This is a genomic window from Blastococcus sp. LR1 (assembly GCF_020166105.1).
Classification (GTDB): Bacteria; Actinomycetota; Actinomycetes; order Mycobacteriales; family Geodermatophilaceae; genus Blastococcus.
On sequence record NZ_JAIUJY010000001.1, the window covers coordinates 276,846 to 299,307 of the forward strand.

Genomic DNA, 22,462 nt, shown 5'->3' on the forward strand with positions numbered 1-22,462 from the left:
CGGGGTGCTGGCCGGCGCCCTCAGGCGGGGACGCTGTCGGCCGCCTGCCGGATGGCGGCGACGTCGATGCGGCGCATCTGGAACATCGCCTGGGCAGCGCGCTGGGCCCGGCCGGGGTCGGGGTCACCGAGCAGGCTGGGCAGCTCGCTCGGGATGACCTGCCAGGAGACACCGAAGCGGTCCTTGAGCCAGCCGCACATGCTCTCCTCGCCGCCGTCGGTGAGCCGGTTCCAGTAGTGGTCGGTCTCCTCCTGGTCGGCGCACATGATCTGGAAGGAGATCGCCTCGCTGTGCGGGAACTGCGGACCGCCGTTGAGCGCGACGTACTCCTGGCCGTCGAGGGTGAAGCTGACGGTCATCGCGGTGCCCTCGGGCATCGGCTGGCCGGGGCCGTAGCGGGTGACGTCGCCGATCGAGGAGTTCGGGAAGACGGACGTGTAGAGCTCGGCGGCCTGCTCGGCGGTGCCGTCCATCCAGATGCAGGGGATCTGCTTGGGCATGACTGGTCCTCCCTCGGGTGCCGGCCAGGTCGCCGGTGCTGTCAGGAGTGGAGACCGTCCTCCTCCTCCGAACTCATCGGTGCGTCTCCGTCCACGCCGACCAGGCCGGCCACACCACGTCGGCGAGGCGCTGGTACCCGGCCGCTCCCGGATGCGCGCCGTCGCCCGTCGCCACCTCCCGGCACCAGACGGGGCACTCCGCGAGGGAGCCGAACACGGAGACGTAGGGGGCGTCCCGGGCGGCGCACAGCTCGGCGAAGCGGAGGTCGAGCGCGCCGATGCGGCGGTTCTGGTCAGCGTCGGCGATCGGCGGCGGGCCGACGACCAGGGCCGACCATCCCTCCCCGGCGACGCCGTCCAGCAGCGCGGAGAGGGCGGCGACCGAGGAGTCCGGCGCGACCCGCACGCCGCCGAACTCGACGCTGGTGTCGTCGACGGTCGTGTCGTTGACGCCGAGGGAGATCACGACCCGGCGGTCCTCCCCCAGTGCCAGCCGGGGCGAGCACTCCGCGTGCCAGCGGGCGAGCACGTCGGCGCTCGTCTCCCGGCGGACCCCGAGGTTGTAGGCGGTCAGCGGCCGGCCGGCGTCAGCGCTGCGGGCGCACAACCGGCCGACCCAGCCCCGGTGCTCGGGGTCACCGACCCCGGCGACGAACGAGTCACCGACGAAGCACACGCGCAGATCACGCATCGAGGTCACGTCTCCATCCTGTGGGCTGGTCGGGCCGAGCGGGCAGGCATGAGGGCGAGCAGCCGTGGTCGGTTCAGAACGGCGGCGGGTCGACGACGAGGTCGCGTGGCTCAGGGGTGGGATCCAGGTTCCAGTCGGAGCCCGGCGGCCGGGTCACCCGGGTGACGCCACTCGGGGTGGTGACCGTGAGGACGCCGTCGTCGTCCATCACGAAGGTCCAGCCGGGCACATGGGTCTTGAGCCGGTGGTGCCGGCGGCACAGACAGCAGAGGTTGTCGCAGGACGTCTCGCCGCCGTCGCTGTGCGGCACGACGTGGTCGAGGTCGACCCAGCCGGCTCGCGACGAGCAGCCGGGCATCCGGCACCGGTGGTCTCGAGCCCGGAGGAAGCGGCGTTGCGCGCGCGTCGGGCTGTAACGGTCGGGCGCTTCGGGTTCGCCGAGGACCGCGCACGCGCAGTCGCTGTCGGGTCCGGGATGGGTCGGGCAGCCACGGCGGACCAGGGTCTCCAGCTCGCGCCGTGTGACTGTCGCGCGCAGCCTTCCCGTGCCCGGATCGGTGAGCGCCAGGAGCATGCTGCCGCCGGTCGGCGCCTGCAGGCCGCCAGGACAGAGCGCGTCGAGCTGTTCCAACAGTTCGCGGAGGTCCCTCGCCGTGATCGGTCGGCCGTCGACCGCGCCGACGCCGACGCTGTTCGCCAGGACCGGGAGCGGTGCCAGCACGGTCAGGTGTGCGGTGACCGGCGGACGGCTGGTGTCCCACGGGCGGAGCACGAGAGCGACGAGGACCCGCGCCCGCAGCACGCCGATGGGTTCCGGGGAGCCGGCCTCCTTCTCCAGGCGTGCGTACCGGTCCGCTGTCTCGTAGACGGCCGCGGCGGCCGGGGCGGGCAGGAACACCGAGAGCTCCGCCATGCCGTCGGGCGCCGGGCGGAGCCGGACGTCGGCAGCCTTCGCCGCGCGGCGGCGCCGATGTGCGGCCGCGAGCGGATCGAGCCGGGCGAGTTCCCGTTCCGCGAGGGCCCGGAGCCCCGTCACCGAGAGCTCCATGGCTCGCGACAGCACCACGGCCTCCACCGCCGCGAGGACTCCGGGCGCGACTTCCTCCGCTGACGGGCCGAGCTGCTGCGCGAGGCCGCGGGCCCGCGGCCAGTCGATGCGGCCGTCGGCCAACGTCGCCCAGGTCGCCGGCAGGAGATGCACCAGGGTGAGCGCGTGCGTGGCCGTCGTGGTGGCCTGCGCCCGCGAGCAGTGCAGCACCTGCGCGAGCTCGTCGGGGAAGAACTCGCTGACCCCGCCCAGCCGTGCCAGGTCGGCGGCGTCCGGGGTGCACCAGCCCTCGGCTGCGGCTCCCGGCGTGCCGCTGCGCAGGTCGGCAGTGGCCGGACGGTCGGCGGCGAGCCCGGCGATCAGGTCGGCCTCGTAGGCGGCGATCGCGGACTTCAGCTGCTGGACACGACGGAGCTCGTACGCCTTCCCCTCGGGACTGCGTCCCCGTACGGGGAGGGCCTCGGACAACCGGGTGGGTCGTCCGGACGAGCCGGGGTGCGCGGGCAGCATCTCCGCCACCGCCAGCCCCACACCCCAGCCCTCGAACACACCCTGAACCTACGGACGGGGTACGACAGTTCTCGGGCTTCGACCTGGGCTTTCTCGCACGGATTCCGGCGACAGGTCGACGGCGAGGTCGCACGGCTCGGGGATGGGATCCGCGGGCCTCGCACGCGGCGATGACGGAAGCCCTCCGCATCTCCCCGGCCCGGCCCGGAATCGCTAGGTTCTGGGCATGGCGATTCCGGTCGGTCTGGTGCTGATCTTCCTGGCGGTGGTGGTGGCCGTCGTGCAGGTGCACTGGGTCGCCCGGTCGGCCCGGCTGCCCGCCTCCTGGTGGCGCGTGTCCCGCCCCTTGCCCACCGGGCGGCGGTACGCCTCCGATCTGGGCATCGCCGCGCTGGTCCTCGCCGGGGCGTTCGCGGTCGAACAGGGGCGACCGGAATGGACCTTCTACGCGGCGGCCGTGGGCGGCGGGGTGCTGGTCGCCGCCGCCCAGGCGGTCACCGTGGGCCTGCTGCGCGACCGTGCGAGGGCCGGGACCGCTGCCGGGCACTGACTCCGACGGCGTCAGTGCCCGGAGCTGCCCGGGCTGGAGTGCCACAGCTTCCGCGGCGGTGCGGACGCCGCCCGCCGAGCAGCCGTCGCCGCGTCGTCGCCGGCCGGCTTGATGTCGGCGTAGGGAGACATCCGGAAGCCGGTCGGGTGCACGAGCACCGGCCGCACCATGACCGGCCGGGAGTTCCTCGACGCAGCAGCCCCGGCGATCGACTCCTCGGTGATCTCCCCCGGGGCGGCCATCTGCTCGGCCACGGACTCCAGCCCACCGGCCTCCCACGCCTCGTGCAGCGCCGGCAGCTCCCAGGCACCCGTCGCCCGCAGTGACATCCCGCGCGGCCCGGTGCGGCGCAGCACCCCGCGGATGACCAGCAGCCACGAGTGGAAGACCGTCGCCGCGTACGGACCCTGTGCGTCCTCGAAGAACGTCGAGTCCGTGCAGCCGCTGCCGTCGTCGAGGGTCACGAACACCACCCGCCGTCCGGAGCGGATCGGCGGCGTCTGGGTCGCCACCTTCACCCCGGCCACCAGCACCTCCGAGCCACTGCGGCAGCCGAGCAGCTCCCCGGCCGGCACCGCGCCCAGCGCCGAGAGGAACGGCTTGTAGAAGTCGATGACGTGCCGGCTGGCGTCCAGACCGAGCACCTCCAGCTCGGCGCGCACCAGCTCGGCATCGGTGAACTCCGGCAGCCCGCTGCCCTCCGCCCACGACGGCCCGACGGCGGCGCTCTCCAGGCCGGCGAGCTCCATGCCGGGGAGCTCCATGCCCGGGAGCTCCATGCCCGGGGGTTCCATGCCCGGGAACTCCGGAGCGGCCTCCTCCTCGGGCAGCCCCATCCCCATCAGGTCCAGACTCAGCTGCCCGTCCGACGTCGCCCGCGCGCCACTGCGGCTCCACCGGTCCAGCTCGCTGATCTGCAGCAGCAGGTCGCGCCGGGTCACCTGGTGCCGCCGCCGCGTCGGCCGGCCGGCCTCCCGGTCGCGCATGCCGAACCCGTAGAGCGAGTCGAACCCCCCGGCCAGCACCAGCCGCTCCACCACCGGCCGGGACACCGACGCCCGCGACCAGAAATCCGTCAGTGACCGATAGGGCTGGCCGTTGACGACCCGGGCCACCTCGTCGTCGGAGATGCCCTTCACGTCGGCCAGCGAGAGCCGGATCCCGTACCCCGAGGGATCGCGCATCGCCGCCGGCATCCACTCCGGACGACCCCAACCCTCACCCTCCACCTCAGGATCGGGGTTCAGGCGTTCGACCTGGTAGGAGCCGGTGGAGGCGTTCACGTCGAGCCCGAGCACCCGGATGCCGAAGTTGCGGGCGTCGTCGAGGATCAACCGCTTCGGGTACATGCCGGGGTCGTGGGTGAGCACGCCGGCCAGGAACGCCGCCGGGTGGTGGGTCTTCAACCACGCCGACTGGTAGGTGGGCAGCGCGAACGCCGCCGCGTGCGCCTTGCAGAAACCGAACGACCCGAAGGCGACCAGCACCTGCCAGACCTGCTCGGCGACCTCCACCGGATAACCGGCGTCCAGGGCACGGGGCAGGAACCAGGTCCGCACCTCGGGATGGGCATCCTTCTCCCCCAGCGCCCGGCGCACCTCGTCGGCCTCGGCCAGCGTGCAGCCGGTCATCCGGGACACCACCTGCAGCACCTGCTCGTGGAAGACCACCACCCCGGCGGTCTCGGCGAGCGCGAACTCCAGGTCGGGGTGCGGGTACCGGGCCTCCTGCCAGCCGTTCCGCGCCATGAGGAACGGGGTGACCATGTCGCTCTTCACCGGCCCGGGCCGGAACAGCGAGATGTCGACGATGATGTCCTCGAACGTCTGCGGCCCGAACTTGCCGACCAGCTCCCGCTGCCCCGGCGACTCGATCTGGAACATGCCGAGCGTGCGGGTGGAGCGGATCAGCTCGAACGTCGTCGGGTCGTCCCGCGGCACCGCGTCGATGTCGACCGTCTCGCCGTCGACCCGGGCAACCTCGTCGAGGGCGTGCGCGATCGCCGACTGCATCCGGATGCCCAGCAGGTCGAGCTTGAGCAGCCCCAGCTCCTCGACGTCGTCCTTGTCGAACTGGCTCATCGGGTAGCCGAGGTAGCTGCTCTCCACCGGAGTCCGGTCGAGCAGCGTGGCGTCCGACAGCAGCACTCCGCACGGGTGCAGGGCGATGTGCCGGGGCAGCCCGTCCAGCCGCGACACCAGGTCGAACATCAGGTCCAGGTCGCCGGTGCCACCGGACCGCTTGGACCCGTACCGGCTGGCCCGCAGCTCCGGCAGGTCCTTGAGCGCGGCGTGCACCTGGTTGGCCCGGATGTGCGGGAACGCCTTGGCGACGGCGTCGATCTCCGCCGGTGGCAGCCCCAGCGCGGCGCCGACGTCGCGGATGGCGTGCCGCACCCGGTAGGTGTCCATCATCGAGATGCAGCTGACCCGGTCGGCCCCGAAGCGGTCGATGACCGCGTCGTAGACCTCCATGCGGCGCGCGGACTCGACGTCGATGTCGATGTCGGGCAGCTGGTGGCGCAGCGGCGACAGGAACCGCTCCATCAGCAGCCCGTAGCGCAGCGGGTCGACGTCGGAGATGCCGAGCAGGTAGGTGACCAGGCTGCCGGCGCCGGAGCCGCGCGCCGCAGCGCGAACCCTCAAGCTCTTGATGAGGTCTACGACGTCGGCGACGGTGAGGAAGTACGACGGATAGCCGAGCTGCTCGATGACCCCGAGCTCCTCGTCCAGCCGCTGCCGCACCCGGGCCGTGGGCGCCATGCCGCGCCGGCCCATGCCCGCCTCGCAGCGGGCCCGCAGCACCTGCGCGGAGCTCATCCCCCGCTCGGACGGCGTGGTGACGACATCGAGCTCCGGATAGCGGACGCTGCCGATCCCCAGGTCGGCGGTGACGTCGACGGCGCACTGCTCGGCCAGCCGGGCGGTGCGCTCGAGCAGCCGCAGCGCGGCGTCCCGGTCCGGACCCATCAGGTCCTCGGCGACCCCGGCCATCTCCTTGCCCGACTTCAGGTATCCCTCGGCCGTCGTGCGGTCGACGTTGCGCTGCCCCAGCGGAACCAGTCGGCGGGCGGCGTCGAGGACGTCGGCCGTCGGCGCGTCGAGGGCGTCGACGTGGCGGACGGCGTTGCTCAGGACGACGGGCACCTGGTGCTCGGCGGCGAACCGGAGCATCGCCTGCGCGCGCTGCCGGTCGCCCCGGCCGCGGTGGTGCACCACCTCCAGCGCCAGCGTCGGACCGAAGACCGCCCGCCACGCATCGAGCACGGCCGCGGCGACGTCGGCCCGCCCGGCCAGCAGCGCCCGCCCCACCGGCGAGCCCGGGCCCAGCAGCGGGGTCAGTCCCTCGGCGTGCTCGGCGGCGATGGCCAGCGAGCTGACCGGCTCGCCGCGGGTGCCGCGCAGGTGGGTCGCGCTGGTGAGCCGGCACAGCGACCGCCAGCCGGCGCCGTCGCGGGCCAGGAAGGTGACCCGGGGCAGCCGCGGGTCGACGCTCGCGCCACCCCGGGCGGGCGACCGGCGGCCCGTCGTCGTCCCCGCGGACCGTGCCCGCGGGGACCGGGCGCCGTCCACCGAGCCGTCCAGGACCCGCGCCAGCGACGGCGGGAGCGTGGTCTCGAGGGTGGGTGCCACCGCGAGGTCGACCCCGAAGACCGGCCGGATCCCGGCCGATCGGCAGGCCAGCGCGAACTTGACCGCGCCGTAGAGCCCGTCCCGGTCGGTGAGGGCCAGTGCCGACATGCCGTGCTCGGCGGCACGGGCGACCAGGTCTGCGGGGTGGTTGGCCCCGTATCGCATGGAGTAGCCGGAGGCGACGTGCAGGTGGACGAAGGGGTCGCTCACCGCCGGGAAGAGACCACGTAGGGCCGCGCATAGCGGGGTGGCTCGGCCAGGGAGCCGAACATGGACTCCACCACCGCCAGGAAGCCCTGCACGTCGCGGACCAAGTCGTCGGCCTCCCGCTCGGTGACCGCGGAGGACAGCCCGGCCTCGGCGGCGGCGCGCTTGGTGGCGCCCGCGGCGAAGAAGGTGGCCCACTCCCCCAGCTCCGGAGCGACCTGCCCGAGCAGGACCCATGCGCTGCGCGGGCGGCGACGGCCGCCCTCGGGTCGGGTGCGGGCGGCCAGCACCGCCGCGGCGGCGCGGAGCGCGGCCAGGTGCGCGGTGGCGTACCGCTCCCGCGGATCGGGAGCCGCGGCGGCCGCGGTCAGGCCACGGTGCGCCTGGCCGAGCAGCGCCGTGGCGGCGGCGGGCAGCGCGGGGGGAAGCGGCAGCTGGTCGGCCGGCACGGCCCGTGCGGCGCCCATCAGTCGTGCACCCGGACGAGCCACCAACGGTTGCCCGACGCGTCCCACGACAGGTCGTAGACCCCGGCGAAGCTCATCCGCGACCGCCCGGCCCGGACCGCCTCGACCCGCCAGACCTCGCGGGGTGCCACCAGCTCGGCCGACGCCCCGCCGGCAGCCTCGTTCCCGCGCAGCCACCACGGCGCCGTCTCCACCCAGGAGTCGAGCATCTCGCCCACGACGTAGCGCGACTGCCCGCGCCAGAACTGCACCGGCCCGAGCGGTCCCCGCTCGACCTGCACCTCTTCGCCGGTCCGACCGACGACCTCACCGAGCACCCGGCTCATGACAGCCTCCCCACGCCTCACCCCGCGCGTACGCCGACCCGGCGTCCCACCGGCGGGGAAGAGCCGGACGGAACGGGCCGAACACTGTTCGAACGCATGTTCGAACACGTCCAGTAGACCGGAGCGCCCTGTCGCCGTCAAGCCGTGACACGGCCGGGCGCGCCGCCGTCGGGGCGGTGGCAGGATCACCGCATGAGCCGACCACCGCACCCCCGGGTGGCCGCCGTCGCCCGCGCCCTCGCCGAGGCCGGCGCCGGAGGTGAGGTGCGCGTCCTCCCGACCGAGGTCCGCACCGCCGCGGCCGCCGCGGCCGAGCTGGACGTGCCCGTCGGCGCGATCGTCAACAGCCTGGTCTTCCTCGCCGACGGCTCGCCCGTCCTGATCCTCACCAGCGGCGCCCACCGGGTCGACACCACCCAGGTCGCGACCCTCCTCGGCGTGCGCTCGCTGACCCCCGCCCCGGCCGAGGAGGTCCGCCGGCACACGGGTCAGCCGGTCGGCGGCGTGGCACCGCTGGGCCACCCCGAGCCCCTCGGCACGCTGGTCGACGTCGAGCTCGCCCGCCACGACCGGGTCTGGGCCGCCGCCGGCCATCCCGCGGCCGTCTTCCCCACCACCTACGACGAGCTGCTGCGGCTGACCGCGGGCACCGCCGTCGAGGTCGGGGCCGAGGTGGGCGCCCCGTGACCGGCACCCGTCCCGACACCCGCATCCTCGAGCTCCCTCCGCAGTGGATGCGGGAGAACATGCACGCGGTGCTGGCCATCTACGGGGCGGCGATGGGCTACGACTCCGGCGTCGTCGCCGGCCGGTACGGCTACGCGATCCAGCACACCGAGCGTCCCGGCTTCCGCGCCGTGGGCGCCTTCGCCCAGGCCCGGGAAGGTGATGGCCCTGCCGGCGAGCAGCTGGTCGGCTTCGGCTACGGCTACCTGATCGCCCCCGGGCAGTGGTGGCACGACCAGGTGCGCGCCGCGCTCGACCGGCGGACGGCGAAGAAGTGGCTCCCCGGCGCCTTCGAGGTGTGCGAGCTGCACGTCGATCCGGGCTCCCAGAGCCAGGGCCTGGGCCGCCGGCTGCTGCACGCGCTCGTCGACGTCCCGCATCCGGTCGCCCTGCTCTCCACCCCCGACGCCGACACGAAGGCCTTCCGGCTGTACCAGGCCGACGGCTTCGTCGACCTGGCCCGGAACTACCACTTCCCCGGCGACAGCCGCCCCTTCGCGATCCTCGGCATCAAGCTGCCGATGCATCCGCGCGACGGTTCCCCGGAGAACTCCCGGGCGTGAGCACCCCGCAGAACCAGGCCGACGTCGTCGTCATCGGCTCCGGCCACAACGGGATGGTGGCGGCCTGCTACCTCGCCCGCGAGGGCCTGACCGTCGAGGTGATCGAGTCCGACAGCGTGCTCGGCGGTGCGGTGTCCACGGTCGAGCGCTGGCCCGGCGTCCAGGTGGACCGCGGCTCGAGCGCGCACGTGATCGTCCGGCACAGCGGCATCGTCGAGGACCTCGACCTGGCCACGCACGGGCTGACCTACATCGACTGCGACCCGTGGGGCTTCGCCCCCGCACCGGACCCGGGCGACGCCGGACCCGACGGCCGCCCGCTGGTCTTCTCCGTCGACCTGGACGCCACCTGCGCCTCCATCGAGGCGGCCTGCGGTCCGGAGGACGCCGCCGCCTACCGCCGGTTCGTCGAGGTGTGGGGGCCGCGCAGCCGCGCCGTCGTCGCCTCCTTCGGGCGGGCGCCGAACGCCCGGGGTCTGATCGGCTCGTTCTGGCCGCTCGGCGCACCCGCCGAGGGCCGTCCGCGCACCCCCGGCGGCGAGCTGGCGGTCGACTTCCTGGGCTCCGGTGACGCGCTGCTCGACACGTGGTTCACCAGCGAGCGGCTCAAGGCGGCGCTGGCCTGGTTCGGCGCGCAGTCCGGCCCGCCCATGTCCGAGCCGGGCACCGCGGCGATGGTCGGCTGGGTTGCACTGCTGCACGACGTGCCGCCCGGCCATCCGGTCGGCGGATCGGGCGGCCTGACCCGCGCGCTGCGCACGCGGCTGGAGTCCGACGGCGGACGGGTCACCCTCGGCGACGGCGCCGAGCGGCTGCTGGTCGAGGACGGCCGGGTGACCGGCGTGCGCACCCGGTCCGGCCGCACGGTGCGGGCGGACGCCGTCGTCGCCGCCTGCCACATCGACGTCACCAGGCGGCTGGCCGCGGAGGACGCACCGCCGGCCCTGGCCGACGCCGCCCCGCCGCTGGGCAACGGCTTCGGCCTGGTCGTCCGCGCGCTGACCGACGCCCTGCCGGCCTATCCCGGCGTCGACCCGGAGCTGGCGCTGCACGGACTGCAGCTGCTCTGCACCGACCGCGGGCAGCTCGCCTCCGCCCACGGCGACTGGGGCGCGGGCCGGGTTCCCCGCGAGCCGGTTCCGCTGGCGATGTCGTTCTCCGCCAGCGACCCGACGCTGGCCCCGCCCGGGAAGCACGTCGTCACCATCTGGGGGCAGTGGTACCCCTACGCGCTGGCCGACGGCGGCGACTGGGACGCCATCGCCGACGTCGAGGCCCGTCGGCTGGTCGACGCCGTCGACCGCTACGCGCCCGGCTTCGCGGCGTCGGTCCAGGAGATGTACGTCCAGACGCCGCTGGCGCTCGAGCGGGAACTGTCCCTGCTCCGTGGCAACGTCATGCACGTGGAGATGGGGCTGGCCAGCATGTTCATGCTCCGGCCCACGCCTGCGCTCTCGGGCTACACCGTGCCGGGGCTGCCAGGGCTGTACCTGGCCGGCGCCTCGACCCACCCCGGCGGCGGGGTCTCGGGCAACTCCGGGCGGACGGCGGCCCGTGTGCTGCTCGCCGACCGCGGCCCGCTCCCCCGCGCCCGGGCGGCGGCCGGCAGGTCGCTGCGCCGCGCCGCCGAACGGCTCGCCCGGGCGCGCTCGTGATCCCCTCGATCGCCGCGTTCCCACTGCCCCGCACCTGGACCGCACGCCAGGTCGCGCCGCTCGTCGTGGCACTCGCGCTCGTCGGCACAGCGATCGCCTATCCGCTCTCCGGAGGCGACACCCGCAACGCGGTCAGCTGGGCGATCGTGCTGCTCGGCGCGACGCTCTCGGTGGTGCACGCCTGGCTCAGCCGCGGAGCGCGCACCGGCGTCGGGGTCCTGGGGCTCGTGGCCCTGACCGCGATCGTGTTCGAGAGCATCGGCCTGGCCACCGGCTACCCCTACGGCAGCTACACCTACAGCGACACCCTGGGCCCGACGCTGCTCGGCGTTCCGTTCCTGGTGCCGCTGGCCTGGCTGATGATGGCCTGGCCCAGCTGGCTGCTCGCCGGACATCTCGCCGACCGGCGGCCGGCGCGGATCGCCTGGGCGGCCGGGATCTTCGCCGCGTGGGACGTCGTCCTCGACCCGCAGATGGTGCAGGCCGGCTACTGGACCTGGGCGCACCCCTCCCCCGGGCTGCCCGGCATCGACACAGTGCCGCTCACCAACCTGGCCGGCTGGCTGCTCGCCGGCGCGGTGCTGATGACGCTGCTGGACCTGCTGGTCGCGCGCACCGCCGAACCGCCCCGGATCGGCCCGGCGGCGCCACTGCTCGCCCTGGCCTGGATGACCCTCGGCGGCGCGCTGGCGCACGCCGGCTGGCTGGGCCTCCCCGGATCCGCCGCCTGGGGTGCGGCGCTCGCGGTGCCGGTGCTCCTGACCCTTGCTGTCCGGCGCCGCCGATGAGCCGCCTCGTCCGCGGGCTGGCAGCCGTCGCCGCGATGGGCGCGGCGCACGCCGCCGTGAACAGCGTGCTGCTGCGGAAGCCGCCGGCCGATCCGCCGCGAACGGCCCGGCCGGTCACCGTGGTCCTCCCCGTGCGCGACGAGGCGCACCACGTGGGCGACTGCCTGGTCGCGCTGCTCGACCAGCGCGGGCTCGACAGGTTCCGGGTGGTGGTGGTCGACGACGGGTCCACCGACGGCACCGCCGACGTCGTCCGGGCGGTGCACGACCACCGGGTGCGGCTGGTGACGGCTCCCCCGCTGCCGTCGGGATGGCTGGGCAAGCCGCACGCCTGCGCCGCCGGTGTCGCGGCGACCGACCCCCGCGACGGCGAGGTGCTGGTCTTCGTGGACGCCGATGTCCGGCTCTTCCCCGACGCGATCGCCGCCGCCGCCGCACTGCTCGACAGCACCGGCCTGGACCTCGTCTCCCCCTGGCCGCGGCCGCTCGCGACCGGTGCGGCCGAGCGCCTGGTGCAGCCGCTGGCCCCCTGGCTCTGGACGACGACGCTGCCGCTGCGACTGGCCGAGCGCTCCCCCCGGCCCTCGCTGGCCGCGGCCAACGGCCAGTTCCTGGTCGTCCGGCGGGACGCCTACGCCCGAGCCGGTGGGCACGGCGCCGTGCGGGGCGAGGTGCTGGAGGACATCGCCCTGCTGCGCGCGGTGAAGCGGGCCGGTGGCAGCGGCGGCCCGGTCGACGGCTCCCGGCTGGCCGCCTGCCGGATGTACGAAGGCTGGCCGCAGGTGCGCGACGGCTACGCCAAATCGCTGTGGGCCTCGGTCGGTGGGCGCCCGGCGGCCGGGATCGCGGCGGCGGCGGTGCTCACCGCCGTCTACGTGCTGCCGCCGGTGGCCGCGCTCGGCGGCTCCCGCGCCGGGCTGCTCGGCTACCTGGCCGGGGTCGCCGGCCGGCTGTTCAGCGCCCGCGTGTCCGGGAGCCGGGCCTGGCCGGACGCCCTGGCGCACCCGATCTCGATCCTCACCCTCGACGTGCTGATGCTGCGCTCGGTCCGCGGGCGACGGCGGGGCAGCCTGAGCTGGCGCGGACGGCCGGTCGCGCCGACCGGCGGGCCCTCGGCGACGATGGGCCGGTGACCTCCCCCGATCCGTCCCGGCCGCGCACCTCGTTCGATCCCACCGAGATGGAGGTCGGCGCGTTCTACCGGGTGCTCAACTCCGTCGTCGTGCCCCGGCCGATCGCCTGGGTCTGCAGCCGCTCCGCCGAGGGCGTGCACAACCTGGCGCCGCACTCCTTCTACACCGTGGCCTGCGTGGACCCGCCGATCGTCCAGTTCACCTCGGTGGGCCGGAAGGACTCCCTGCGCAACGTCGAGGCGACCGGCGAGTTCACGGTCAGCCTCACGCCCGAGGCGCTGTTCGAGCAGATCAACGCCACCGGCACCGACTTCCCCGCCGACCAGAGCGAGGCGGAGGCGGCCGGGGTGCGGCTGGAGCCCGCGGAGAAGGTCGCCGCGATGCGCGTCGCCGACTCCCCGGTGACGCTGGAGTGCACGCTGCACTCCACGCTCCGGCTCGGCGACAGCACCGTCGTCCTCGGCCGGGTGGTGCACGTCAGCGCGTGGACCGAGGCGGTGCGGGACGGCCGTCCGCGGATCGAGCACCTGCGCCCGCTGGCCCGTCTCGGCGGCAACGAGTGGTCGACGATCGGCGAGGTGCGCGAGATCCCGCGCATCCCCTATCGCACCTGGTCCGCCGACCCCTCGATCGGCGAGCGCCTCAGGGAGCAGTGAACTGGTCCTCGCGAGTGGGCCCCGGAGGGGTCCGCGCAGCGAGGACGCAGCGGCTCAGCGCAGTCGGGACGGCAGGTGGCCGCGGTGTCGTCCGGAGGACGACAGCGTCATGGCAGGTGGGCGGCGATCTCGTCCGCGGCGTCGGCGCCGAAGGCCTCGGCGAAGCGGCCGAGGAAGCTCTCCCGCGGCAGGTCGTACTCCTGCGTACCGATGACCTCGACCGCCGAAGTGGCGACGGCGGAGCCGAGCTGGGTGGCCCGCTCCAGGGACAGGCCCCACGCGCGCCCGGCGATGAACCCCGCGCGCAGCGCGTCACCGCCACCGGTGGGCTCCACCGGCTTGGTCTCCGGCACCGCGATGACCTCCAGCGGCTCCTCGCCCGCGCGGCGCACCAGCACGCCGTCGGCCGCACGGGTGGTCACCCAGCAGCCGACCCGGTCGAGCACCTCCTCGGCGGTCCAGCCGGTCTTCTGCAGCAGCAGCGCCGCCTCGTACTCGTTGCTGAACAGCACCTCCGCGCCGTGCACGAGCTCGCGGATCATCTCGCCGTCGGCCCAGGCCAGCTGCTGGCTGGGGTCGGCGGCGAAGGGGTAGCCGCGGTCCCGGCACTCCTGGGTGTGCCGCACCATCGCGGTGGGGTCGTTCGGGCCGACGACGACGAGGTCGGGACCGCCGACGCGGTCGGCCACGGGCGCGAGCTCGATCTGCGAGGCCTCGGCCATCGCACCCGAGTAGAACGACGCGATCTGGTTGTTCGCCTGGTCGGTGGTGCACACGAAGCGCGCGGTGTGCTTCAGCTCCGACCAGTGCACGCTGCCGGTGTCCACGCCGTGCCGCCCGAGCCACGCCTCGTAGTCGGCGAAGTCGCTGCCCACGGCGCCGACCAGGACCGGCGCGAGCCCGAGCAGCCCCAGCCCGTAGGCCATGTTCGCGCCGGCGCCCCCGCGGTGCTGCACCAGGTCGTCCACCAGGAAAGACAGCGAGACGTTCTCCATCTGCCCTTCCACGAACTGCTCGGTGAAGAGGCCGGGGAAGGTCATCAGATGGTCGGTGGCGATGGAACCGGTGACGACGACGGGCACGGGGAGCTCCTGGTGAGGGTGGCTGGCGTCGGCGGCACGCGGCCGGCTGCGAGGGCCTGGAAGGGGGTCGGGCACCGCACACCTTAGGAGGCGGCGTCCGGCGGTGACCTCCCGAGGTCGCGGCTCAGGCGGGCGGCGAGGTGTCGTCCGGGCCGCCCAGCTCGCCGTGCAGCCAGCGACCCAGCTGTGCCGTGCCGACCGCGCCCAGCAGCACACCGACGGCGGCTCCGGCCGTGACCACGACGCGCACCGGGTCCAGGTCGGCCAGGTCGAGGCCGGACACGACGCCGGCCCCACCCAGCGTGAGGCCGGTCATCGCCACTCGGGTCGGGCGCTCCCACACCGAGATCGGACCCGTCCGCCGCACCCCCGCCTGACCGGCTCGGGCCCGCAGGTAGTCGGGCAGCCAGCACAGCGCGCCGAAGGTCACCGCGAGCCACCCCGGAGCACCGGCGGCCCACAGCGCCGCGGCGTAGGCGGCCTCGGTCAGCCGGTCGACGACCGAGTCGAGCACGTACCCACGGCGGGACGCGCGCCCGGTGCCGATGGCGAGGGCGCCGTCCAGGCTGTCGAGCAGCCCGGAGACGCCGATCAGGACGCCGGCGAGCACCAGCCAGGCACCGCCGGCCGCCGCCGGGACGACCGCGCCGACAGCCACTGCCAGCCCGGCGGCCGTGGCCGCGGCCGGAGGGAGCGCCGCCAGGGGCCGGGCCAGGGTGTGCGCCAGCGTCAGCCAGCCGCGCACCAGCGGCGCGCTGGTGTCGGCTCCGCCGTGCCAGCGCGACCACGCGGCGAGGTACTCCTCCCGGTCCAGCACCGCGCCTCCTTCGCCCCGCCCTGTGCCACCAGGGAGAGTAGGAGCATGTCCAGCGACCGCCGCGCCCGTCGCCTCCCCCTGGTCCTCCTGATCATCGCGCTCGTCGGCGCGGCGGTGGTCGCTGCCCTGCTGATCCCCTGGGGCGACGCGCCGGCCCCGCGGGAGGAGGTCGCCGCGGAGGAGCCGGGTCCGGTGCTGCTCGTCCCCGGCTACGGCGGGAGCGTCGAGAGCATGGGCCTGCTGGCCGGCCGGCTGCGGACGGAGGGTCGGGACGCCACGGTCGTCCCCTGGCCGGCTCCCGGAACCGGCGACCTCCGCCAGGTGGCGGCCAACCTGGACGACGCCGCCCGCGACGCCCTCGACCGCACCGGCGCGGAGAGCGTCGACGTCGTGGGCTACTCCGCCGGCGGCCTGGTGGCCCGGATCTGGATCACCGACGGCAACGCCGACCTCGCCCGCCGCGTGGTGACCCTGGGTGCTCCGCACCACGGCACGGACGTGGCGCAGCTCGGGGCCACCTTCGCTCCGGAGAGCTGCCCGGAGGCATGCCTGCAGATGGTGCCGGGCAGCGAACTGCTCACGGCGCTCGCCGAGGACGAGACCCCCGACGGCGTCGACTGGATCTCGGTCTGGACCACGCAGGACACCATCGTCACCCCTCCCGAGACGGCCCGGCTCGACGGCGCGGTGAACGTGACCGTCCAGTCGGTGTGCGCCGACCGCCAGGTCGGCCACATGCAGCTGCCCGTCGACCCGGTCGTGCAGGCCATCGTGGTGCGGCAACTCGGCGCCCAGGATCTCGCCCCTCTCACCGCCGAGGACTGCTCGACGCTCGACGGCTGAGCGCCCGTGTGTCGGATCCGGGGATCCCGGGCAGGACCGGCGCATGGCTGCTCCGCTGTCCGACGCCGTCGTCGTCGACGTCCTCCGCCGGGTCGACCGGCTGCTCACCCCGCTGGCGACCCGGCTCGGCCGCCCGCCGGCGCTCCCGCGCGAGGAGCGCGAGCGGTGGTGGGCCGACGAGGTGTCCAGGGTCGCGGCCGGCGTCTCGGCGGCGCCGCGGTTCGCCGGCAAGCTGGCCGACCTGCTGCCGCTGCAGAACACCGTGGGGACGGCGGTCCAGTCGCTCGTCGTCCTCGGCGTCGCCGGCGAGCACGGCGTCGAGGCCCCGGCGGAGCGGGTGTCGGTGCTGGCGAAGGTGCTGCTGGGCCGGGACCTGCCGGCCGACCGCGTCACGCCGCTGCTGATCAGGGCCAAGGGCGCCTACGTCGACGAGGCCCTGGGCAGCCGGGAGGACCGCAGCGGCGTCTCCGGTGCGGCGAAGACGCTGTGGCGGGCCGCCCGGATGCTGACCCGGATCGACGACGCCCTCGACGTCCGGCCCAAGGGTGGGCTGTTCGCCCGGGCGGTGTCGAACCTGCCGGTCGTCGGCGTCGCCGGGGGCTACCTGGCCGAGCGCGAGGGACTGCGCCGCGCCGCGGGGCGCACGGCCGACGTGCTGGAGGGCACGCTCAAGGGCTGACCGGCTCGTCCCCGGGCCGGCCGACGAGGTTCGTGAACACCTCACGGGTCGCCGTCGACCGGTTCATGGTGATGAAGTGGATGCCGGGCACGCCCTCGTCCAGCAGGGTCCCGCACAGGTCCGTGGCCACCTCGACGCCGAGGTCGCGGACGGCCGCCTTGTCCTCGGGCCGGTCCCCGTCGAGGGCGGTGAACCGCTCCATCAGGTCGTCGGGGAACGCCTGACCCGACAGCTCCACGATCCGACTGATCTGCCGGACGTTGGTCACCGGCATGACGCCGGCCAGGATCGGCACCTCGCAGCCCTGTGCGGCCACCCGGTCGCGCAGCCGCAGGTAGTCCTCGGCGCGGAAGAACATCTGCGTGATCGCGAAGTCGGCGCCGGCCCGGCACTTGGCCACGAACTGCTCGACGTCGGAGTCCGGGTCGGGCGAGCGCGGGTGCAGCTCGGGGAACGCCGCCACCCCGACCGAGAAGTCGCCGATGGACCGGATCAGCTCCACCAGTTCCGAGGCGTACTGCAGCCCTTCGGGGTGCGCGATCCAGTCCGCCTGCGGATCGGCGCCGGGCGGATCCCCGCGCAGCGCCAGGACGTTGCGGACGCCGGCCGCCGCCAGCCGGCTGACGATGTGCCGCAGCTCGGCGATGCTGTGGTCGACGGCCGTGAGGTGGGCCAGCGGCGTCATCGTCGTCTCGGTGGCGATCCGCTCGGTCACCGCGAGCGTGCCCTCGCGGGTCGAGCCGCCCGCTCCGTAGGTCACCGACACGAACGAGGGGCGCAGCCGCTCGAGCTCGCGCAGCGCGGTCCACAGCTGCGCCTCCCCCTCGGCCGTCTTGGCCGGGAAGAACTCGAACGACCAGGTGGGGCGCTCGGTCGCCAGCAGCTCGCGCACGGTCCGGGTCACGGCATCCGAGGGTACGGGCGCGCTCGGGCCGCCTCGCGGGAGCACCGGAGATCTCCTGCATCCGAAGCCGGGCCGTCGACCGAAGAAGGCCGAGGAACAGGCCGGCCGAGGATCGAACAGGAGACGGCGATGAACCCGAGCACGGCAGTTGCCCCGCTCACGAGGTGGACCCCCACAGGGTTGGGCGATACTGACCAGATGATCGCCGGGGCGCAGCAGCGCGAGTCCGTCGCTCCCCTGGCCGCCGCCGATCTCGACCGGGTGCGGGCCGCCGTCGCCGAGGCCCTCACCGGGTTCCTCGAGCAGCAGCGCGCGACCCTCGCCGGCATGGACGCGCGGCTGGCGCCGGTGGCCGACGAGGTCTGCGCGATCGCCGAGGGCGGCAAGAAGCTGCGCCCGTCCTTCGCCTACTGGGGCTGGCGCGGGGCCCGCCCCGAGGCCGGCGGCGAGGAGGACGCCGCGGTGCTGCGGGCCGTCGCCGCGCTGGAGTTCGTGCACGCCAGCGCCCTCGTCCACGACGACGTCATGGACGCCGCCGGCACCCGTCGCGGCCGACCCACCACCCACATCGGCTTCGCCGACAAGCACACCGCCGAGGCCCTCGACGGCGACCGGGAGCTGTTCGGCGTCGGCGCCGCCATCCTCGTCGGCGACCTGGCCCTGGTCTGGTCCGACGAGCTGCTGCGCTGCTCGGGCATCTCCGAGGCCGCGCTGGGTCGGGCCCGCGCCGTGTGGGACACGATGCGCACCGAGGTCACCGCCGGCCAGTACCTGGACCTGCTGCGGGCGGCCGGCGGGCTTCCCGGCCCCGACGGCGCGCTCACCGTCGCGCGGTACAAGAGCGCCGGCTACACCGTCCAGCGCCCCCTGCAGCTGGGCGTCGCCATCGCCGGCGGCGGGCCCGCGGTCGTGGAGGCGTGCACCGCCATCGGCCTGCCGCTGGGCGAGGCGTTCCAGCTGCGCGACGACGTCCTGGGTGTGTTCGGGGACCCGTCGGTCACCGGCAAGTCCGCCGACGACGACCTGCGCGAGGGCAAGCAGACCCTGCTCATCGCGCTCGCCGAGGAGGCCGCAGACGACGCCGGGCGCTGTCTGCTGGCCGACCTGCTGGGCAGCCAGACCGCCCGCACCGAGGACTTCGACGCGCTGCGCGAGCTGCTGGTCTCCACCGGCGCCCGCGACCGGGTCGAGGAGCGGATCACCACCCGCACCAGGGAGGCGCGGAGCGCGATCGCCGAGGCCCCGATGGCCGACGACGCCAAGGCAGCGCTCGACGCCCTCGCCGTCGCGGCGACCACCCGCACCGCATGAGGACAGTTCCGGGTCGCACCGATCGCGTCGTCGTCGTCGGCGCGGGCCTGGCCGGTCTGGGCGCGGCGCTGCGGCTGCGCGGCGCCGGACGCGAGGTCACCGTGGTCGAGCGGGCCCACGGGCCCGGCGGCCGCGCCGGGCGCATCGAGCAGGACGGCTACGTGCTGGACACCGGGCCGTCGGTCTTCACCGCTCCGGAGGTCGTCGCCGACACCCTCGCCGCCGTCGGCGAGAAGCTCGAGGACCGGCTGGACCTGCGTCCCCTGGAGACCAGCTACCGGGCCCAGTACGCCGACGGCACGCACCTCGACGTGCACGCCGACCCGGCGCGGTTCGCCGACGAGGTGGCGGCGCTGTGCGGGCCGGCCGAGGCGGTGGCCCTGCGCCGGTACCTCGCGGACCTCGCCGAGCTGTACCGGCTGCAGCTGACCACCTTCATCGACCGGAACCTCGACTCACCGCTGGACCTGGTCGGCCCGCAGCTGATCCAGCTCGCTCGCCGCGGCGGCTTCGGCCGGCTGTCGGCGCACGTGGAGAAGTACTTCGCCGACGACCGGCTGCGCCGGCTGTTCAGCTTCCAGGCGCTCTACGCCGGGGTCTCCCCCTTCCGCGCCATCGCCGCCTACGCCGTGATCGCCCAGCTCGACATCGGCGCCGGCGTCTGGCACCCGGTGGGCGGCATCGGCGCGGTGCCCCGCGCCCTGGCCGCCGCGGCCGTCGACGCCGGCGTGACCTTCCGCTACGGATCCGGGGTGCGCGAACTCGCCACCTCCGGCTCGCGGATCTCCGACGTCGTCCTGGACGACGGCGAGCGGCTGCCCGCCGACGCCGTCGTCGTCACCACCGACGCGCCGCACACGCTGGTGCCGGGGCTGCGGGGACCGCGTCGGCCGATCTACTCGCCGTCCTGCGTGGCGCTGCACGTCGGCGTGCGCACCGAGGTGCCCGGGCAGGCGCACCACACGATCAGCTTCGGCGACTCCTGGCGCGGGGTGTTCGACGAGCTGACCCACGACGGCCGCCCGATGAGCGATCCGAGCCTGCTGATCAGCATGCCGTCGGTGACGGACCGCTCGCTCGCCCCCGAGGGCGGACAGGTCCTCAGCGTCGTCGCCCCGACGCCGAACCTGGACCGGCGCAGCGGCGGCAACCCCGACCTCGACTGGGACGCCCTCGCCCCCCGCTACCGCGACGAGCTGCTCGAGACGCTGGAGGCCCGCGGGTTCACCGGCCTCACCGGCGCCATCGAGGTCGAGCACCTGGACACCCCGCGCACCTGGGCCGCCCAGGGCATGGCCGCGGGCACCCCGTTCGCGCTGGCGCACACCTTCGGCCAGACCGGCCCGTTCCGGCCCTCGACCCTGCCGCGCCGGGGCCCGGAGAACGTGGTGCTGGCCGGCTCCTCGGTGCAGCCCGGGGTCGGCGTGCCGATGGTGCTGATCAGCGGCCGGCTGGCCGCGGAACGGATCACCGGATGACCGCGCTCGACGACCGCCAGGTCCAGCTCGACGCCGCCTACCGGCACTGCGCCGCGATCGCCGCCGAGCACGGCAAGAGCTACCACCTGGCGACCCGGCTGCTCACCCCCGACCGGCGGCCGGCCGTGCACGCGCTCTACGCCGCGGCCCGCGTGGCCGACGACTTCGTCGACCACCCCGGCGCCGACCCCGCGGGTGACCTGGCGAGCTGGTCGACGTCGCTCCTGGCGGAGCTGGAGACCGGGTGGTCCGAGGACCCGGTGCGGCTCGCGCTGGTGCACACCTACCGGCGCTACGACATCCCGCTGGAGCACCTGGTCGACTTCCTGGCCGCCATGACCAGCGACCTCGACGTCACCGGCTACGCCGACCTGGACGCGCTCGACCGGTACATGTGGGGCTCGGCGTCGGTCATCGGCCTGCAGGTCCTGCCCGTGCTCGGCACCGCGCCCGGGGTGGCCCGCGAGGAGGCCGCACCGCACGCCATCGCCCTGGGCGAGGCGTTCCAGCTGACCAACTTCCTGCGCGACGTCGGCGAGGACGTGGACCGCGGCCGGGTGTACCTGCCCGCGGACCTGATGGCCGCCCACGGCGTCACCCGGGAGCAGCTCGCGGAGAAGCGGTTCGACGCGAACTTCCGCGAGCTGATGCGCGAGATGGTGGCGGTCGTGCGCCGTCGCTACGACGACGCCGCGCCCGGCACTCCCCTGCTGGCGCCGGAGTCGAGGGACTGCGTCCGCGCGGCCACCGCCCTGTACGGCGGGATCCTCGGCGCGATCGAGCGGGCCGACTACCGGGTGCTCGACCGGCGGGTGTCGGTGTCCAAGCCGCGGCGCCTGGGGGTGTTCGCCCGCCGGTTGACCGCCGCCCAGCTCGCCAGGGTCAGGGTCACCATGGCGAAGCCGAAGAGCAGGTCCTCCAGCGGCGCGTAGGCGATCCGCGGACCCCAGATGGTGCGCTCGTCGTAGACCACGACGTCCAGGCCGGTCAGCACGCCGTTCATCAGCAGCTGGAAGGTCACGATGATCGCGTAGGCGACCCAGAAGACCGGCCGGGTGACCATGCGGGTCCGGTACACCGCCAGGTCCACCACGAGGACGGCGACGACGGCGGTGACCGCGAGGGCGGAGTAGCTCACCGGTCGGCCTCCATGCCGCTACCCGACTCCGCGCCCCGGTCCGCTCCTCGCTCGTTCCTCGCTGCGATGCTCCCGCGGCTGTCGTCGGGGGCAGCCGGATAGCCGGCGTCCCAACCGGTCACCTTCCGCACCGCCTCCAGCGCCAGCACCGAGCAGAGCGGGACGACGAGGAAGAACAGCACCTCCTCGACCGGGATGCCGCCGGGCAGCCGGACGTCGAGGGTGCGGGTGGCCGAGTAGTTCCAGTGCCCCTGCGCGATGGCGTAGAGCACCCACACGACGAACACCGAGAACTCCGGCAGGACGGCGAGCAGCAGCCGCCGCCAGCGCGCGTAGACCCGCACCCGCAGGAGCAGCTCCAGCGGCGCGGTCACCACCAGGCAGCCGAGGAGCAGCCCGAGATAGGTGAACTGCTCCATGCGCCGGCCGGGGGCCTAGAGCGCCAGGGCCTGGGCGCGGCGGGTGACCTCGGTGTGCCGGTTGTCGCGCAGCGCCTGCACCGGCGTCCCGGGAAGCGACTCGTCCTCGCGGAAGAGCCACTCGAAGGCCTCCTCGTCGGAGAACCTGCCGTCCTGCAGGACGGTCAGCAGACCGGGGAGGTGCTTGAGGACTTCGCCGTCCTGGATGAAGTCGGCCGGGATCTTGCCGTTCCCGCTGCCGGGGACGGCCATCAGCTTGCGGTCGCGCAGCAGCTGCCGGACCCGGTTCGGCGAGGTGCCCAGCAGCTGGGCGACCTCCGCGGGCGTGAGCGTGTCCAT

The 22,462-nt window shown here is 74.6% G+C and carries 23 protein-coding genes and 1 pseudogene; 12 read left to right on the forward strand and 12 right to left on the reverse strand.

From position 1 onward, the window contains the following. Window positions 1–20 precede the first annotated feature (20 nt). The 3 genes from LBW97_RS01330 to LBW97_RS01340 form a co-directional block, all read right to left on the reverse strand. Window positions 21–500 carry a VOC family protein gene (locus tag LBW97_RS01330; protein WP_224497606.1) on the reverse strand — a complete coding sequence of 160 codons (480 nt, stop codon included), beginning with the start codon at window positions 498–500 and terminating at the stop codon, window positions 21–23. 73 nt (window positions 501–573) lie between these two features. Beyond that, window positions 574–1,191, reverse strand: coding sequence for a GDSL-type esterase/lipase family protein (locus LBW97_RS01335; RefSeq protein ID WP_224498226.1), 618 nt, complete (start codon window positions 1,189–1,191; stop codon window positions 574–576). Window positions 1,192–1,264: 73 nt separating this feature from the next. After that, window positions 1,265–2,788 (reverse strand): HNH endonuclease signature motif containing protein, encoded by a 1,524-nt coding sequence (locus LBW97_RS01340; protein ID WP_224497607.1) that lies wholly within the window; start codon window positions 2,786–2,788, stop codon window positions 1,265–1,267. A gap of 187 nt (window positions 2,789–2,975) precedes the next feature. Between LBW97_RS01340 and LBW97_RS01345 the strand changes: the two genes are divergently transcribed. Beyond that, window positions 2,976–3,299 carry a hypothetical protein gene (locus LBW97_RS01345; protein ID WP_224497608.1) on the forward strand — a complete coding sequence of 108 codons (324 nt, stop codon included), beginning with the start codon at window positions 2,976–2,978 and terminating at the stop codon, window positions 3,297–3,299. Window positions 3,300–3,310: 11 nt separating this feature from the next. Here the strand turns inward: LBW97_RS01345 and LBW97_RS01350 are convergent, their stop codons facing one another. From LBW97_RS01350 to LBW97_RS01360, 3 genes are read right to left on the reverse strand one after another with little or no spacing between them, the layout of a single operon-like run. After that, window positions 3,311–7,141 (reverse strand): DNA polymerase III subunit alpha, encoded by a 3,831-nt coding sequence (locus tag LBW97_RS01350; RefSeq protein WP_224497609.1) that lies wholly within the window; start codon window positions 7,139–7,141, stop codon window positions 3,311–3,313. Beyond that, window positions 7,138–7,605, reverse strand: a complete 468-nt coding sequence (locus LBW97_RS01355; RefSeq protein ID WP_224497610.1) for an SAV_6107 family HEPN domain-containing protein — start codon at window positions 7,603–7,605, stop codon at window positions 7,138–7,140. The genes LBW97_RS01350 and LBW97_RS01355 overlap by 4 nt, the downstream gene beginning before the upstream one ends. Next, window positions 7,605–7,931 carry a DUF6504 family protein gene (locus LBW97_RS01360; protein ID WP_224497611.1) on the reverse strand — a complete coding sequence of 109 codons (327 nt, stop codon included), beginning with the start codon at window positions 7,929–7,931 and terminating at the stop codon, window positions 7,605–7,607. The genes LBW97_RS01355 and LBW97_RS01360 overlap by 1 nt, the downstream gene beginning before the upstream one ends. 192 nt (window positions 7,932–8,123) lie before the next feature. On the opposite strand from LBW97_RS01360, the gene LBW97_RS01365 reads away from it, so the two are divergent. The 6 genes from LBW97_RS01365 to LBW97_RS01390 are packed head-to-tail and all read left to right on the forward strand — an operon-like array spanning window position 8,124 to window position 13,452. After that, window positions 8,124–8,618, forward strand: coding sequence for a YbaK/EbsC family protein (locus tag LBW97_RS01365; protein WP_224497612.1), 495 nt, complete (start codon window positions 8,124–8,126; stop codon window positions 8,616–8,618). Continuing rightward, complete coding sequence (locus LBW97_RS01370; protein ID WP_224497613.1) at window positions 8,615–9,220, forward strand: N-acetyltransferase; 606 nt, start codon at window positions 8,615–8,617, stop codon at window positions 9,218–9,220. The genes LBW97_RS01365 and LBW97_RS01370 overlap by 4 nt, the downstream gene beginning before the upstream one ends. Further along, window positions 9,217–10,875: an NAD(P)/FAD-dependent oxidoreductase gene (locus LBW97_RS01375; RefSeq protein ID WP_224497614.1), complete on the forward strand. Its 1,659-nt coding sequence runs from the start codon at window positions 9,217–9,219 to the stop codon at window positions 10,873–10,875. The genes LBW97_RS01370 and LBW97_RS01375 overlap by 4 nt, the downstream gene beginning before the upstream one ends. After that, on the forward strand, window positions 10,872–11,663 hold the full coding sequence (locus LBW97_RS01380) for a carotenoid biosynthesis protein (RefSeq protein ID WP_224497615.1): 792 nt from the start codon (window positions 10,872–10,874) through the stop codon (window positions 11,661–11,663). The genes LBW97_RS01375 and LBW97_RS01380 overlap by 4 nt, the downstream gene beginning before the upstream one ends. Further along, window positions 11,660–12,796 carry a glycosyltransferase family 2 protein gene (locus tag LBW97_RS01385; protein ID WP_224497616.1) on the forward strand — a complete coding sequence of 379 codons (1,137 nt, stop codon included), beginning with the start codon at window positions 11,660–11,662 and terminating at the stop codon, window positions 12,794–12,796. Before LBW97_RS01380 ends, LBW97_RS01385 begins: the two co-directional genes overlap by 4 nt. Next, window positions 12,793–13,452: a flavin reductase family protein gene (locus LBW97_RS01390; protein WP_224497617.1), complete on the forward strand. Its 660-nt coding sequence runs from the start codon at window positions 12,793–12,795 to the stop codon at window positions 13,450–13,452. The genes LBW97_RS01385 and LBW97_RS01390 overlap by 4 nt, the downstream gene beginning before the upstream one ends. A gap of 107 nt (window positions 13,453–13,559) precedes the next feature. Here the strand turns inward: LBW97_RS01390 and LBW97_RS01395 are convergent, their stop codons facing one another. Together LBW97_RS01395 and LBW97_RS01400 are read right to left on the reverse strand one after the other, a co-directional pair. Then, window positions 13,560–14,534 carry a carbohydrate kinase family protein gene (locus LBW97_RS01395; RefSeq protein WP_224497618.1) on the reverse strand — a complete coding sequence of 325 codons (975 nt, stop codon included), beginning with the start codon at window positions 14,532–14,534 and terminating at the stop codon, window positions 13,560–13,562. A gap of 124 nt (window positions 14,535–14,658) precedes the next feature. Further along, window positions 14,659–15,351 carry a CDP-alcohol phosphatidyltransferase family protein gene (locus LBW97_RS01400; protein ID WP_224497619.1) on the reverse strand — a complete coding sequence of 231 codons (693 nt, stop codon included), beginning with the start codon at window positions 15,349–15,351 and terminating at the stop codon, window positions 14,659–14,661. Between the two features lie 45 nt (window positions 15,352–15,396). Here LBW97_RS01400 and LBW97_RS01405 point away from each other — a divergent pair, with 45 nt between their 5' ends. Then, on the forward strand, window positions 15,397–16,194 hold the full coding sequence (locus LBW97_RS01405; RefSeq protein ID WP_224497620.1) for a lipase: 798 nt from the start codon (window positions 15,397–15,399) through the stop codon (window positions 16,192–16,194). A 43-nt stretch (window positions 16,195–16,237) separates the two neighbouring features. Then, window positions 16,238–16,873, forward strand: coding sequence for a hypothetical protein (locus LBW97_RS01410; RefSeq protein ID WP_224497621.1), 636 nt, complete (start codon window positions 16,238–16,240; stop codon window positions 16,871–16,873). On the opposite strand, the gene metF is transcribed toward LBW97_RS01410, so the two are convergent. After that, a complete protein-coding gene (gene metF, locus LBW97_RS01415; RefSeq protein WP_224497622.1) occupies window positions 16,863–17,777 on the reverse strand; it encodes a methylenetetrahydrofolate reductase [NAD(P)H] in 915 nt (304 codons plus the stop codon). The two genes, LBW97_RS01410 and metF, sit on opposite strands and share 11 nt — an antisense overlap. Before the next feature lie 198 nt (window positions 17,778–17,975). Between metF and LBW97_RS01420 the strand changes: the two genes are divergently transcribed. From LBW97_RS01420 to LBW97_RS01430, 3 genes are read left to right on the forward strand one after another with little or no spacing between them, the layout of a single operon-like run. Next, the gene (locus tag LBW97_RS01420) at window positions 17,976–19,088 is read left to right on the forward strand and encodes a polyprenyl synthetase family protein (protein ID WP_224497623.1); all 1,113 of its coding nucleotides are present in this window, start codon (window positions 17,976–17,978) and stop codon (window positions 19,086–19,088) included. Then, window positions 19,085–20,566 carry a phytoene desaturase family protein gene (gene crtI, locus LBW97_RS01425; protein ID WP_224497624.1) on the forward strand — a complete coding sequence of 494 codons (1,482 nt, stop codon included), beginning with the start codon at window positions 19,085–19,087 and terminating at the stop codon, window positions 20,564–20,566. Before LBW97_RS01420 ends, crtI begins: the two co-directional genes overlap by 4 nt. Then, window positions 20,563–21,498, forward strand: a complete 936-nt coding sequence (locus tag LBW97_RS01430) for a phytoene/squalene synthase family protein (RefSeq protein ID WP_224497625.1) — start codon at window positions 20,563–20,565, stop codon at window positions 21,496–21,498. The genes crtI and LBW97_RS01430 overlap by 4 nt, the downstream gene beginning before the upstream one ends. Here LBW97_RS01430 and LBW97_RS19710 read toward each other — a convergent pair. From LBW97_RS19710 to LBW97_RS01445, 3 genes and pseudogenes are all read right to left on the reverse strand, one after another. After that, window positions 21,495–21,704: pseudogene (locus LBW97_RS19710) on the reverse strand (lycopene cyclase domain-containing protein); the annotation flags it as partial. The gene LBW97_RS01430 and the pseudogene LBW97_RS19710 overlap by 4 nt on opposite strands. Then, window positions 21,701–22,123 (reverse strand): lycopene cyclase domain-containing protein, encoded by a 423-nt coding sequence (locus LBW97_RS01440; RefSeq protein WP_224497626.1) that lies wholly within the window; start codon window positions 22,121–22,123, stop codon window positions 21,701–21,703. The pseudogene LBW97_RS19710 and the gene LBW97_RS01440, both read right to left, overlap by 4 nt. A 15-nt stretch (window positions 22,124–22,138) precedes the next feature. Then, window positions 22,139–22,462, reverse strand: a complete 324-nt coding sequence (locus LBW97_RS01445; RefSeq protein ID WP_224497627.1) for an Rv2175c family DNA-binding protein — start codon at window positions 22,460–22,462, stop codon at window positions 22,139–22,141.

Bases quoted from the DNA above. Each gene is read 5' to 3' on its own strand.
- LBW97_RS01330 (WP_224497606.1), bottom strand. From the start codon at position 500: ATGCCCAAGCAGATCCCCTGCATCTGGATGGACGGCACCGCCGAGCAG.
- LBW97_RS01335 (WP_224498226.1), bottom strand. From the start codon at position 1,191: ATGCGTGATCTGCGCGTGTGCTTCGTCGGTGACTCGTTCGTCGCCGGG.
- LBW97_RS01345 (WP_224497608.1), top strand. From the start codon at position 2,976: ATGGCGATTCCGGTCGGTCTGGTGCTGATCTTCCTGGCGGTGGTGGTG.
- LBW97_RS01355 (WP_224497610.1), bottom strand. From the start codon at position 7,605: ATGGGCGCCGCACGGGCCGTGCCGGCCGACCAGCTGCCGCTTCCCCCC.
- LBW97_RS01360 (WP_224497611.1), bottom strand. From the start codon at position 7,931: ATGAGCCGGGTGCTCGGTGAGGTCGTCGGTCGGACCGGCGAAGAGGTG.
- LBW97_RS01365 (WP_224497612.1), top strand. From the start codon at position 8,124: ATGAGCCGACCACCGCACCCCCGGGTGGCCGCCGTCGCCCGCGCCCTC.
- LBW97_RS01385 (WP_224497616.1), top strand. From the start codon at position 11,660: ATGAGCCGCCTCGTCCGCGGGCTGGCAGCCGTCGCCGCGATGGGCGCG.
- LBW97_RS01405 (WP_224497620.1), top strand. From the start codon at position 15,397: ATGTCCAGCGACCGCCGCGCCCGTCGCCTCCCCCTGGTCCTCCTGATC.
- LBW97_RS01410 (WP_224497621.1), top strand. From the start codon at position 16,238: ATGGCTGCTCCGCTGTCCGACGCCGTCGTCGTCGACGTCCTCCGCCGG.
- LBW97_RS01420 (WP_224497623.1), top strand. From the start codon at position 17,976: ATGATCGCCGGGGCGCAGCAGCGCGAGTCCGTCGCTCCCCTGGCCGCC.
- crtI (WP_224497624.1), top strand. From the start codon at position 19,085: ATGAGGACAGTTCCGGGTCGCACCGATCGCGTCGTCGTCGTCGGCGCG.
- LBW97_RS01430 (WP_224497625.1), top strand. From the start codon at position 20,563: ATGACCGCGCTCGACGACCGCCAGGTCCAGCTCGACGCCGCCTACCGG.
- LBW97_RS01440 (WP_224497626.1), bottom strand. From the start codon at position 22,123: ATGGAGCAGTTCACCTATCTCGGGCTGCTCCTCGGCTGCCTGGTGGTG.
- LBW97_RS01445 (WP_224497627.1), bottom strand. From the start codon at position 22,462: ATGGACACGCTCACGCCCGCGGAGGTCGCCCAGCTGCTGGGCACCTCG.